The organism is Rubrivirga sp. (genome assembly GCF_049648075.1).
Lineage (GTDB): Bacteria > Bacteroidota > Rhodothermia > Rhodothermales > Rubricoccaceae > Rubrivirga.
In genome coordinates this window covers 1-12,296 of the sequence record NZ_JBARYR010000353.1, presented here as the reverse complement: position 1 = coordinate 12,296, position 12,296 = coordinate 1, and the positions used below count along the sequence as shown (strand labels likewise).

Genomic DNA, 12,296 nt, shown 5'->3' with positions numbered 1-12,296 from the left:
CGGAAGAGGCCGACGGTCACGAGGTCCGCCTGGCCGTGCTGGGCCGCGTTCGAGATGGCCTCCTGGGCGATCCGGTACAGGTTGCTCGCCGCGTCGGCGGTGAGCGCGGACGCCTCGGCCGGACCCGAGCCCGACGTCTCGGCCACGACCTCGAGGTCGTACAGCGTCGTGGCGCGCTCGGCCAACCGACCGAGCGCGGCCTCCAAACCGTTCTCCTCGAGTTCGACGGGCACGAGCGACCGGGCCAACGTTCGGGCCTGCGTGTCGGCGCCGTCCACGAGACCGACCAGGCGGCGGACCTCGAGGGCGGACGGCGACTCCTCGGCCTCGAGGGCGCGGGCGTGGTTGCGCAGGAACAGGCCGATGGCCGTCAGGTCCTGACCCAGCCCGTCGTGCAGGTCTTGCCCGATCCGCCGCCGCTCGGCCTCGGCCACGCGCAAGACTTCGCGCTCTAGGACGCGGTGCTCAGTCAGGTCTCGCACGATGCCCGTAAACAAGGTCTCGCCGCCGGGCAACGTCACCTCGCTTACCGCCAGGTCCATCGGAAACGGGGCGCCCGACTTCCGCCGCCCGGTCACCTCGCGGCCGATCCCGATGATCTGCCGGCGCCCGGTCTCGCGGTAGGCCGCCATGTAGCCGTCGTGCTCGGAGTGGTACGGGTCGGGCATCAGGACGGAGACGTTGCGCCCGACGACCTCGTCGGGGTCGTAGCCGAAGATGCGGACGGCCCCGTCGTTGAAGCTCTCGATCCGGCCCCGGTTGTCGATCGTGATGATGCCGTCGACGGTCGTTTGCAGAATGGACCGCGCGCGCGCCTGGCTCTCCTCGAGTTGGTGCCGCGTCCTCTCCAGGACGAACCGGGCGTGGAGCGCCGTCGCGGCGCCCTGAAGGAAGCCGCGCGCGTCGGCGTCGAACGTGCGGACGTCGGGTGCAAGCGCAGTCAAGATGGCGAGCGGCTCGGCCTCGGTCCCGACGCGAACCGCGAGCCCGCTCTGCACGCCGAGGTCCGCCAGCTCTTGCGGAACGGGCCGAAGGTCGATGCACGAGCCTCGGATCAGCGACTCGGCCAGCGCCCCTGTGGCCGCGACGGTTTCTCGGATGTCGATCCCGCCAGCCGACGCTTCGACCTCGAGGCCGTTGTCCGTCGGCACGAAGAGCACGGCGGGGACGCCGACGGCGTCCGACACGATGGCGGCCTCAGAGCGGCCGGACGCTGGGATCTCGCCTGCGCCCGCTTTCGACAGCTCGCACAGCGCGAGCTCGGCCAAGGGGAATGCGTAGTCGGGGTGGATCGATCGGAACACGTAGAGCAGGAAGGGACAGTCACGCGGCGACGGCCGTCTGTCGCGCGGGTCGCTCGAGGGCGGCGTGGTGGCTGACACCGCGCACGGTCAGAACGGCGCACGTCGCGCGCTCGAGCGTGGCGCCGGTTGTGCTCCCCAAGATCGCGTGGGTGACGCCCCGGCGCCCGTGCGTGCCCATCACGACCACCCCGGCACCACGGGCGTCCGCAAGGGCGGCGATCATCCTCGAGGGCCGCCCGAGCGCGACCAGGGTCGTCTCTGGCACGTCGGCCTCGAAGCGCGAGAGCCGCTGTCGGACTGCCGATGCACGCCCGGGGTCGACGGCCTCGAGATCGAGCACGCTCGGCACGAGGCCCGTGAACGGCCCCGCGTCGCGGACGACGTGGACGCACTCCAGCTCGGCGCCGTAGAGCGCGGCCTTTTCACGACCGACCGCGAGAGCGACACGGCTGAGGTCGCCGAAGTCGACGGCGACCAAGACGGGGGCAACCGGCGACAGCTCGTGGATCTCGGCCTCCGGCGGGACGGTCAGGACGGGGCACGGAGCCGCAGCGACGCACGCCTCCGTCACGTTGCCGACCAGGAGCCGGCTCCCCGAGCGCCCGTGCGTCCCGAGAACCAGCAGATCGGCCTGAATCCGCTTGGCGTGACGCATGATCGCGGCCGTGACGGACGGGCCGTGCACGATCGCGAACCACAGTTGGACCGACGGGTGCCCCTCGCCGACCTCGAGGCCGAGCACGTCCGCGACGTGGCGCTCAAGCCGAACGCGGAGCATGGAATCGGCTTCGTGGTCCGCGTCCGATGACGGGACCGCGTGGACGATGTGCAAGTCCGCATCCGACCGGGCCGCGAGCGCCATGGCACGCACCAAAGCGGCCTCCGCGCCTGCGGAGAAGTCGAGCGCCGCGAGGATCACACGGGGAGGCAGCATGGGGCGGACGGGGACATAACCGCATGTTCATACTTCGCGCCGCGCCTCACGAGCGGGGACCGCCGCGGCTCTCTGACAGGGCGCGCCCGGGGCGAGTCCGGTTTTGTGAGGGCATCCCCCACACGGCCAGAGAGCGACGTCCCCGCGCGCACCGTCCTCGAGGACGCGCCGTGGCGAACGCGGCGACCGTACCTTCGTCGCAGAAGCCAGGGGTGCCGCACAGACGCGGCTGAGACAGACCCTCCGCACCTGATCCGGTTCGCACCGGCGTAGGGAGAGCTTCCGGATCGTTCGGTCGGCCTCGAGGCCACACCGAGGCCCCGGCTTCCAGACCCCACACACCTCTGGACAGCACGATGACAACGCTCCGCCTCGGCCTCGAGTGGTTCACCAACCCGGACCACGCCCCGCTCCTCCTCGCCCAAGACCGCGGCTGGTTCAACGACGTCGGCCTCGAGGTCGAGCTGATCGAGCCCGAGGAACACCTGGACGCGGTCGAGGCCATCGAGAAGGGCGAGATGGACTGCGCCGTCACGGAGCCGCTGCACCTGGTCGAGGACCGCGCCAAGGGCGAGATGTGCGTCGGGTTCGCCCGCTTCCTGCACACGAACGGCGGCGTGATGGCGAAGGCCGGGATCGAGCGCCCGCGCGACATGGCGGGCAAGCGGATCCAGTACCCCGGCGCACCCGGCAAGGGAGGCCCCGCGATCGTGGCGACCATGGTCGAGGCCGACGGCGGGCCGACCGGCACCGAGGACGGCTACGGACGCGTCAACAACTCGTTCTACCACACCGACGCCCTCGCCCAAGACAAGGCGGACGTGGCGACCTTGGTCTTCCACAACTTCGAGATCGTCGAGGCCCAGCACCGCGGCCTCGAGGTCGGGATGTTCGCGCTCAAGGACTGGGGCGTGCCCGACTTCTGCCAGCTCGTCCTGATCACGCACCCGGACAAGCTCGACGCCGAGCGCGAGACGTTCGAGAAGCTGGTCCGCGTCCTACGGCGCGGCGTCGACGCCGTCAAGCAGGAGCCCGAGGCCGCGCGCGAGGCCTACTTCCGCATGACCGGCTCCGATCCTGGGGACGACCTCACGAGCGCCATCTACAACGCGACGGTCCCGTGCTTCACGCACGACTTCTCGATGTCGACGGACTACTACCGCGCCCTCGAGGCCTGGATGCTGGAGCGCGGGCTGATCGAGGACGCGCCGGGTGCCGAGGTCTATTGGACGAACGACCTGGCGCTGTAGCACGGGGACACCTCACCGTGTCCCCGGACGAGCCGTCGGCCTCGAGGACGCCGATGCGGTCTCGCCAGGTCGTCCTCGAGGCCGGGTCCTGGTCGGCCGGCGCCTAGGCCGTCCCGCCGATCCAGTCGGTCTGGGCGGCCAGCGTCTCGTAGTCGACCTGGCCGGACAAGAGGCGGACGGCCTCGCGGTGGCGAGCGGCCACAGCCTCCTTGTCGGCGTCGACCTCGAGGACGGAGGTCGCGCCTTGGAGGAGGGCATCGGCCTGTTCGCGTAAGACGGCAGCCTGTGACGGGTCAGTGACGCGTCCGGCGATCTCGCCGATGGTCGTGAGCGCGTGCAGGACGGCGTTGCGGTCGCCGACGAGGTACGGTCGGAGCTGGCCGTACACGCTGCCGACGAACTCGGCGAACGTCGTCGGCTCGGCGACGATGCGGAGCGTGCCGGACGCGTCGTGGCGCGTCGGCTCGGGGAAGTCCCGGTCGGCGAGGCATTTCAGCGAGGCGCTGAGCCAATCGAGGCAGGAGACCGCCGTAAACGGGTCGTTCACACCCGGCGACAGGGCACGTGCCGCGACCTCGACCAGCTCGTTGACCAGGAAGCGGACGTCTTGGCGAGCGGTTCGCTGGGTCCCCCACGCAAACGCCAGACGAACCTCGTCGTGGATCCGTCCGCTTACGCGATCGGGAGGCCACGCCAGAACGAGCGAGTCGCCATCGGCCACGAAGTCACCCGGGCGATGACGGATGCGGAGGAGCAGGTCGTTCTCGGTTGCCAGCCCGAGGAGCCGGTTCGAGTCGACGCCACGGACGTAGCCGGCGCTGTCGGCCGCCACCTGCTCGGCGTCCTCGAAGAACCCGTCGGGGACCGACGTGAGGGCGCTGTCACTGGGCGCAGCAGTGCGGGTGGTCTCGGAATCTCCGATCCGTTCGGGAAACAACGTGTCGAGCCGCTCTCGCAGGTCCTGCCCGATCCCGGCCACCAGGTTCGAGACGTGAATGCTCTTGGGGACGTGGTGGATGTAGTAGATGAACATCCCCATCGACGCGAGGGTGAGCACCAACCCGACGAGGATCGAGATGTGCGGAACGAACTCAGCGATCACGATCGCGGGGTCGCTCTCGTCCGCCGCGCGGATCGTGCGCAGGACCAGGAGACAATAGAGGGACGTTGCGACGAAGGTCCCCAAGGTGACCTGGTTGCCTCGGTCGGCCATGAAGTTGGTCAACAGCCTCGGTCCGTACTGGCCCGTCGCGTAGACCACGCTCGCGATCGTGACCGAAAAGGTGACGCCGGCCACGCCGATCATGGACCCGGCCACGGTCGACAAGAACGTCCGGGCTCCGTCGGGCTTGTTGCCGCTGAGGAGCGGGACGCCGTCCATCCAGTGCGGCCCGATCCGGCCGTCGAGGCTGACGAACACCACCGAGAGCACTCCCGCCGCGACGGTCATGATCGTCGGGATAAGCCAGTAGCTCGAGCGGACGTGGTCCCAGAGGTCGAGGGCGCGGGCGGGAAGGTCGATCACAAGGAGGACGGTGCAGACCGCGGAAACTGCGCTACGAGGATCCGAGATCCACTCGATGACGCGGTCAGGCGTCGCCCTGGGTCCGAGAGAGCCGCGCCGTCCTCGAATGGTCGCAGTAGGCTCGCGCCCTCGAGGACGACCCCGCACACGCGACGAGGCCGGTCGCAGGGAGCCGTCTACCTTGGCCCGCCCACCCCTCCTCTCTCATGTCCCATCCCCACGCCGATCTCGTCACGCGCTTCTACCAGGCGTTTACGGAGCGCGACGCCGGGGCGATGGCCGCGTGCTACCACCCGAAGGTCCACTTCCAGGACCCCGCCTTCGACCTCGAGGGCGCCCGGGCGGGAGCCATGTGGCACATGCTCTGCGCCCGGGGCACGGACCTGTCGCTGACCGTCTCCGACGTCCACGCCGACGACCTCGAGGGCTCGGCACATTGGGAGGCCGACTACACGTTCTCGCAGACCAAGCGCCACGTCCACAACGAGATCGACGCGGCGTTCACCTTCGAGGACGGGCTGATCCGAACGCACCGCGACACGTTCGATTTCTGGACGTGGAGCCGCCAAGCGCTTGGCGCGCCCGGTCTGTTTCTGGGCTGGACGTCGTGGCTCCGTTCCCAGGTTTCGGCCAAGGCGACCGCTTCGCTCGATGCCTACGTCGAGCGGCACCCCAAGACCCTCTCGCTTTGACCTCGAGGCCGGCTAGCGAGCGCGACGCCAGACCTGCGTACGGCCCAAGGCGCGGACGCCGACGAAGCCTCGCACGCGGAGGCGGTCGTTACCGTCGAGTCGCAAGACACCTCGGTAGCTCCGCCCGTTGGTCGGGTCCGTGATCCGGCCACCGGAGAACTCGTCGCCGCCCCAGTTCATCCCCTCGATGAGCGGGACCGTGCGCAAGTCGGCCCCCTCGTAGTCACCGCGGCAGTCGTCGCATTGGAACTGTGGCTCTGGGTACTCCTCGGTCGGCAGGACGCGGATGATCCGGCCCCGAAGGATCCCGTTGGCTTCCGTGATGCGGACGACCGCCTGGGCCTCGGTCCCCTCGTCGTTGTAGGTGGTCCAGTCGCCGAGGTAGGCGCGCGCCTCGGCAGGAAGCGATTGACCAAAGGCAGCCGGAACGGCAACGGCAAGCAGGAAGGCGAACGGGAGCAAACGGCGCATCGAGAAGCGAGGGGTTGAGGGCACAAGAATGGGAACCGGCGTGGAGCCAGCCCCACCGGGTATCGACGGTCACATCCGACTCCTAACGCGGCCGCCCGACTTTTCGTCCTCGAGGACGTGCCTACTGCCCTGGCCCCTCGAGCCACGCGTCGATCTGGGCCTGGGCCGCCGGCGGGATCGCACCATCGAGGACGGCCTCGACTCGGTTTTTGACCTCATACTGATCACCAACCACAAACGACGGGACCTCGGTCACGTCCCCGCCGGCCGTCATGCGCAGCCACCACGAGCCCCCTCCGACCGGCGGATTGTCCTCTTGCGTCCACGACTGGAACGCCCCCGCGGCCTCGAGGTCGGCGTAGAGCCGGTCGAGGTCGGCGGCCTCGAGGTCGAACGAGACGGTCGTCGAAGGGTCGTCCTCGACGTACCGCCTCTCGGCGGTGTACGTCGCCGCACCGGACGGGGTGATCTCGAGGTGCCTGGAATGGTTGTAGGGCGGAGGAATGGTGCCGGTGGTCCAGCCGTACTCTAGGGCGAAGTCGGCCGGGCGGTCCACGGGGAGGTCACCTCGGCGGTCTGCTTCGAGATCAACCGGGCGGTCCGCTGGGAGATCTTGGGGAGCGGGTGGCGTCGTGCAGGCGCCCAGGAGCAGGGCCGCGGCCACAGCGGCGAGGAGAGGAGGCGGCGTCATCGTGCGTCGGAGGGACCGGTTGGTAGGAATCGGAGTCTAGCTCGAAGCAGCGGGTCGGGCTCGAGGGCGACTATCTCGCGTCGCGCAGCCGGCGGCGCTGGACGTCCTGCCGTCGCGGGTCCCCGTGGAACGCCTGCTCGACCTCGAGGACGTCTGCGGGGAGCGTGGCGTCGACGATCGCGCGCAGTCGCATTCCAGCTTTGTATCCACCCGACGAGAGGACCGACGCCTCGATAACTCGATCGTCCACCGCGACCGCAACCCACCACGGCGAGCTCCCAGGCGAGGGCTCGGCGTCTCGCAACCGCCACACGAACGCACCGGAATGCGCCACGTCCTGATAGAGCCGGTCCATCGCGACCGCATCAGGGACAAACGGCACGGTGACCTCCCGATCACCGGGGACGTAGCGCATCGCCACCGTCAGCGCCCCTGCGCCTGACGGATCGACCTCGACGAGGCGCGTGTAGTCGCTCGGCGGCGGGACGCTCCCAGAGATCCGGCCGTACTCGAGGGCGAAGTCCGCCGGACGCTGGTCGGGGAGGCTCGCCGATGAGCACGCTCCCAACACGAGTAGGGGGACGGCACATACGATCATGTTCATCAGCCGCCGCACGGTGGGGGCGGCGTGGGAGCCGGAGGTGGTGGGGGGGCGACCTCGACGAACTCCCACCGGTCCCGGTCGAACTCGACGTAGCGGGCTCCCTCGGCGTCCGTCAACGTGCCCTGGACGGGCATCGGGCTTAGCCCTTCGAAGGTGCCCTCGAACGTCCGGCCGTCGGCCCAGGTGAGCACGCCGCGGGTAGCGCCTTGCATCGAGAACTCGCCCTCGAGGCGGACCGCGCCCGTCAGCGGCTCCTGGCTGGAGCTGCCCACGGCCCACGTCAGGACGCCCGGCCCGCTCCGCGAGCCGTCGACGAACGTCCCGGTGTAGGTCTGGCCGTCGGTCGTGATCTCGGTGCCCTGGCCGTTGAACCGGTCGTCGGCAAAGTCACCGCGGTAGATGCTTAGCCCCCCGATCAGCTCGCCCCGGCCGTGGCGAGAGCCGGACCTCCAGTCGCCGGTGTAAGTCCAGCCGTTCTCCCAGGCCATCGTCCCCCCTCCGTGAGGGACCGCGCCCGCCATCTCGCCGACGTAGAGACCGGTCTTAAAAAAGTCCTGCTCGCAGCGTAGCGTCCCGTACGTGACGTCGTCGCCCTCGATCAAGCCGACGGCCGTGCACATCGTGCCGGGGCTCAGCGCGCGGTCGAACGTGGCGATGTGCGCCGGCCGTCCAGCGTCGAAGTCGCCACGGTAGAGCGTCGAGTCGTTGCGCGTGAGCGTTCCGAAGCCGGTCGGCAGGCCGTCGCGGCGTGCCGCTGAAGCGCGTGCCGTCCTCGAGGTCGAGGTACACCACGCCTCCGCCGCACTCGCCGGCGACGCACGTCGCGGTCGCCCACGCTTCGGGGGACACGTCTACCTGGGCGAACGCGGTCGGCGCCAGCAGAGCGGCGAGAAGGAGGACGCGCATCGAGGTCGGGGGAGTGATGCGCCAGCCTACCTCGAGGGCGGCGTCGGCCGCCTGGGTCTTGGGTACCGTTCGAGGTCTACGCGGCGCGCGTCCTCGAGGACGGCTACCGCTCGGCTCGGGCCTGAACCAGCCCCACAACCGTCTCGGTCTGGCTCGCGACGCGCTCGACGAGCAGCGCCATCACGCGGCGCCGGACCTCGCCCTCGGCCTCGAGGGCGAACGTCAACTCGTCGGTCGTCAGCGAGCCCCAGACGACGCCGACGAGCACGCGTTTCAGCCTCGAGTCCGTCTTGAGCATCGCCGTCAGCCGGTCGCGCTGGACCTCGAGGCCGAGCGACGCGAAGCCTGGGACGCGCTTGGCGACGTCGTTCGCGACGAGGGCCAGAAGTACGTCGTTCTGGAGCTTGAGGACCGGCCGCAACGTCCGGTGCAAGAACGCCTCGAGGTCGGTCGAGGCCAGTTCGGGGTGGGCGTCGACGGTGGGCCGGGCCTCGAGGACGGCGCGGTCGCGCTCGGTCACGCCTGGGCCGGGACGCCGCCGGACCGCAGGGCGGGGTCGCCTTCGCGGGTCAAGAACCGGTTCCACCCGCCGACCAGCAACGCTGAGACGAGGGCGCCGATCGCGGCCATGCCCGCGAGGCTGAACGTCAGCAGCCAGGTGCCGCGGCGGTGCGACGCGATCACGATCTGGTCGGACGCGTCCGAGACCACGATCGGCAGGATCAGCGTCTCCCCTTCCGGCGTCGCTAGCAAGTCGGCCTCGATCTCCTTGAGCAGGATGATCGGGAGCTCGACCTCGCGCTCGACGGTCTCGGCGCCCGGCGCGGCGTACCGGAGCCCGACCTGGCCGGTCGTGATCTCGCTCCGCTCGCGCAGGTTCAGACCCGTCACCTCGGCCTCGACGACGGTCCCGCTCTCGGCGACATCACGCTGCTGGAACCCGGCCCGCGTCGTCGCGACAGCGATCACGGCCATCAGGAGCGGGAGCACCCACAGGGCACGCGCGACGAGAGGGTTCGAGAGGAAGTTCATGGCCCTGGGGTTCGGTCCGTTCGCAACGGCCGTGAGCCGCTAGGGATGCCCCTTCACATCGACTTGGCGCACGGACGGGGCGGGCTCTCTCGAGAACGGCTCGGGAGTCGCCTACTCCTCCTCTTCCTCGAGCGTCATCAGGTAGTCCTCCACGGAGCCGACGCTCACGCGCGTCTCGCCCTTGATCTTCTTGGCCTTGATGCTCCCCTGGCGAATCAGCTTCTGGACCTGGTTCCGGTCGATCAGCTTGAGGAGGCGACGCGCCTCAGTGCGGCTGACCGTGTCCTCACGGTACTCGCCCGCGAACCCCTCCAGAAAGTCGACCGTGGACTGGGTGAGCGCGATCAGGCGCAGCTCGCGGTTTTCGTCAGACACGCCCCAGTCGAGATCGGCCTCGATCAGTCCGCGGTCGGTCCAGCGCACCAAGGTCTGGCGGGAGATGCGGATGGCCTCGGAGAGTTCGTCGAGGCGGAGGGTCTGGCGATCAGGCGGCGGCGCGAGCATGAGCAGCGTTCGGGCGTAGAGAATGACTGTTGCGACGGCTGTCTACTCACCAGTCTTCGTTTTGCTCCCTCCGAACAGGTTGTTTTACCAGGGAAACCCCGGTCTTCTCCGCCTCCCCACAGGAACCCTTAGCGCATCGCCCGATCCGTCAAGTCCTCGAGGGCGTCGCTGGAGATCACGCGCCAGTCGGGCGACCCGAGTGCTCCGGTCGAGGTACGGCGGAAGACGGCTTTCAAGAGCAGCGTCTTGCCCCGGGCGGAGGCGTCCTCGACGAAGGCTGCGGCCGTGAACCGGAAGACGAACGTCGCCTCGACCGGGTCGAAGCCGATCGTGCGCCCGATCACGTCGGCGACGTACTGCGCTTCGTCTGTGACCACGGTCGGGTTCGAGGCGTGGTCGTCCACGACGACCGTTCGAGGGCGCCGCTCGTCCTCGGAGGCGAAGACGCGAACGCGGGCCATGCGTTCGGAGGCGTAGGTGCGCCAGGTCACGATCTCGTCGTAGTCCTGGGCGGCCGTTATCGGCGCCGCGAGAAAGAGCAGGACGAAGACGGGGACACGCATGAGGTTGAAGGAAAGTCCTAAGGACTCCCCTAAGACCTCAAATCTCGTCTCACATAACAGCCCAACGGCCTCGACCTCGAGGGCGGCAGGCTACTCCTCCCCTCTCGCGATGTGCACAGCGCGCCACCCGTACCACGCCGCGACGCTGCGCCATGGCGCGTACGGCTCCCCAATCGGCGCCATTTCCTTGGCCGTCGGTCGGTCCTCCAAGCCGTGGATGACCCGCATTCCCTCTTGCACACCCAGGTCCGCAACGGGCCAGACGTCGGGGCGGCCGAGGTTGAAGATCATCACCATCTGCGCCGTCCACACGCCGACGCCCCGCACGGCGGTCAGCGCCGTCACGACCTCGAGGTCGGGCATCTCTAGGAGAGCCGCGCGCGACGGGAGCGAGCCGTCGAGGTGCCGGGCAGACAGGTCCTTGACGGCCGCGGTCTTGGCACGGGACAGCCCGGACGATCTCAGCGCGTCGTCGTCGGCCTCGAGGACGGCGCGGGCCAAGGCGTCCGGCTCGGCGCCGTCGGGGGCGAACGCCTCGAGGACGCGCCCGTGGATGGTAGCAGCCGCTTTGGTCGAGAGCTGCTGGTAGGTGATCGAGCGCAGGAGCGCGGGGACCATCTCGTCGGGCCGGACCTCGATGCGGGGCGGGCCGACGCGGGCGATCCACGCGCCGAGGGCGGGGTCTCGGCCGGCGAGGAGTTGGCTGGCCTCGAGGGCGTCGTACGGGAGGTCAGGCACGGGTTCGGAATCAGGGGTCGTGCCGACGCGCCCTCGAGGGCGACCGTTCCGAGCGTGCGCTCTCGAACACAGGTGACGGTCTGGTGGTCGGCCTCGAGGATGGGGAGATCACGCCTGTACCCCTCCTCCGATGAGGGGGGACTCAATCTCGGGACGGCGAGGTCGAGGGCTGGTCAGCGCTGCCGGGCGCCCTCGAGGACGAAGAGTCCGCCGGTTGGTTCGGCTTCGAGGATGGGCGCAGGACGGGCGGTGCGATCTCGAGGACGGGAACCCGGACCGAGCGACCGGCCCAATCCCCTACCCTTCATCCCCATAAATCATGGTCACGACGCGGCCGCTGCGGGTGACGTAACCGCGGTACATGCCCTCGGTGTTGAACGGCATCGTGACGTTGCCTTGCGCGTCGAGGGCGATCACGCCTCCCGTTCCGCCGGCGTCGCCGAGCGTCGTGCCGATGACGTGGGACGCGGCGGCGTCCACGGACTCGCCGAGGTAGGCCATCCGGGCGGCGATGTCGCGGGCGATGCCGAGCCGGATGAAGTACTCGCCGTGCCCGGTCGCCGAGACGCCCATGGCCCGGTCCGCGAAGGTGCCAGCACCGATGATGGGAGCGTCGCCGATCCGGCCCCAGCGCTTGTTGGTCATGCCGCCGGTCGAGGTGCCGGCCGCGATGTGTCCTTGGGCCGAGAGCGCGACGGCGCCGACGGTGCCGGTCATCTGCCACGGCTCGGGCCCGAGCGATCCCGACGTCGAGCGCTCCCGCTCCTGGACGCGCAGGAGCGACTGGAAGCGGCGGTCGCTGTGGAAGTAGGAGTTGGGGACCATCGCGATGCTCTGCTGGAGCGCGAGCTCTTCGGCGCCGTCGCCCGAGAGCAGGACGTGCGGCGTGGCCTCCATGACCGCCCGGGCCAGCCGGATCGGGTGGCGGACGTGCATTGTCCCGGTCGAGGCGCCGGCTTCGCCCGTCGCGCCGTCCATCACCGAGGCGTCGTGGCGGACCGTGCCGTCGGCCGCGAAGACGCCGCCGCGTCCGGCGTTGAAGTGGGCATCGTCCTCGAGGACGACGAGCGCCGCCTCGACGG

Annotated in this window: 15 protein-coding genes and 1 riboswitch; of the genes, 2 read left to right on the top strand and 13 right to left on the bottom strand. The window is 69.7% G+C overall.

Annotation, left to right across the window (positions count from 1 at the left end):
* On the bottom strand, positions 1-1,304 hold a 1,304-nt coding region (locus WBA11_RS10455), incomplete at its 3' end, for a PAS domain S-box protein (protein ID WP_424520636.1).
* Positions 1,305-1,323: 19 nt separating this feature from the next.
* Complete coding sequence (locus WBA11_RS10450; protein ID WP_424520635.1) at positions 1,324-2,238, bottom strand: universal stress protein; 915 nt, start codon at positions 2,236-2,238, stop codon at positions 1,324-1,326.
* A 198-nt stretch (positions 2,239-2,436) separates the two neighbouring features.
* A riboswitch (TPP riboswitch) is annotated at positions 2,437-2,532 on the top strand.
* 62 nt (positions 2,533-2,594) lie between these two features.
* On the opposite strand from WBA11_RS10450, the gene WBA11_RS10445 reads away from it, so the two are divergent.
* Entirely contained in the window at positions 2,595-3,488 is an 894-nt protein-coding gene (locus WBA11_RS10445) for an ABC transporter substrate-binding protein (RefSeq protein ID WP_424520634.1), read from the top strand.
* A 103-nt stretch (positions 3,489-3,591) separates the two neighbouring features.
* Here WBA11_RS10445 and WBA11_RS10440 read toward each other — a convergent pair whose 3' ends face one another.
* Positions 3,592-5,013: a DUF2254 domain-containing protein gene (locus WBA11_RS10440; protein ID WP_424520633.1), complete on the bottom strand. Its 1,422-nt coding sequence runs from the start codon at positions 5,011-5,013 to the stop codon at positions 3,592-3,594.
* Positions 5,014-5,219: 206 nt separating this feature from the next.
* Here WBA11_RS10440 and WBA11_RS10435 point away from each other — a divergent pair, with 206 nt between their 5' ends.
* Positions 5,220-5,705: a nuclear transport factor 2 family protein gene (locus WBA11_RS10435; protein WP_424520632.1), complete on the top strand. Its 486-nt coding sequence runs from the start codon at positions 5,220-5,222 to the stop codon at positions 5,703-5,705.
* Positions 5,706-5,717: 12 nt separating this feature from the next.
* On the opposite strand, the gene WBA11_RS10430 is transcribed toward WBA11_RS10435, so the two are convergent.
* The 10 genes from WBA11_RS10430 to WBA11_RS10385 all read right to left on the bottom strand — a co-directional run.
* Complete coding sequence (locus WBA11_RS10430; protein ID WP_424520631.1) at positions 5,718-6,176, bottom strand: DUF2147 domain-containing protein; 459 nt, start codon at positions 6,174-6,176, stop codon at positions 5,718-5,720.
* Between the two features lie 121 nt (positions 6,177-6,297).
* Positions 6,298-6,867, bottom strand: a complete 570-nt coding sequence (locus WBA11_RS10425; protein ID WP_424520630.1) for a hypothetical protein — start codon at positions 6,865-6,867, stop codon at positions 6,298-6,300.
* A 70-nt stretch (positions 6,868-6,937) separates the two neighbouring features.
* Entirely contained in the window at positions 6,938-7,465 is a 528-nt protein-coding gene (locus tag WBA11_RS10420) for a hypothetical protein (RefSeq protein ID WP_424520629.1), read from the bottom strand.
* Between the two features lie 5 nt (positions 7,466-7,470).
* Positions 7,471-8,091 (bottom strand): hypothetical protein, encoded by a 621-nt coding sequence (locus WBA11_RS10415; protein WP_424520628.1) that lies wholly within the window; start codon positions 8,089-8,091, stop codon positions 7,471-7,473.
* A 389-nt stretch (positions 8,092-8,480) separates the two neighbouring features.
* Positions 8,481-8,897, bottom strand: a complete 417-nt coding sequence (locus tag WBA11_RS10410) for a hypothetical protein (protein WP_424520627.1) — start codon at positions 8,895-8,897, stop codon at positions 8,481-8,483.
* Positions 8,894-9,409 (bottom strand): hypothetical protein, encoded by a 516-nt coding sequence (locus tag WBA11_RS10405; protein ID WP_424520626.1) that lies wholly within the window; start codon positions 9,407-9,409, stop codon positions 8,894-8,896. The genes WBA11_RS10410 and WBA11_RS10405 overlap by 4 nt, the downstream gene beginning before the upstream one ends.
* Before the next feature lie 111 nt (positions 9,410-9,520).
* On the bottom strand, positions 9,521-9,913 hold the full coding sequence (locus WBA11_RS10400; protein WP_424520625.1) for a hypothetical protein: 393 nt from the start codon (positions 9,911-9,913) through the stop codon (positions 9,521-9,523).
* A 128-nt stretch (positions 9,914-10,041) separates the two neighbouring features.
* Positions 10,042-10,476, bottom strand: a complete 435-nt coding sequence (locus tag WBA11_RS10395; RefSeq protein WP_424520624.1) for a hypothetical protein — start codon at positions 10,474-10,476, stop codon at positions 10,042-10,044.
* Positions 10,477-10,566: 90 nt separating this feature from the next.
* Entirely contained in the window at positions 10,567-11,214 is a 648-nt protein-coding gene (locus WBA11_RS10390; RefSeq protein ID WP_424520623.1) for a DNA-3-methyladenine glycosylase family protein, read from the bottom strand.
* Positions 11,215-11,511: 297 nt separating this feature from the next.
* Positions 11,512-12,296 (bottom strand): isoaspartyl peptidase/L-asparaginase family protein (locus tag WBA11_RS10385; protein WP_424520622.1); only part of this gene is annotated, 785 nt, incomplete at its 5' end.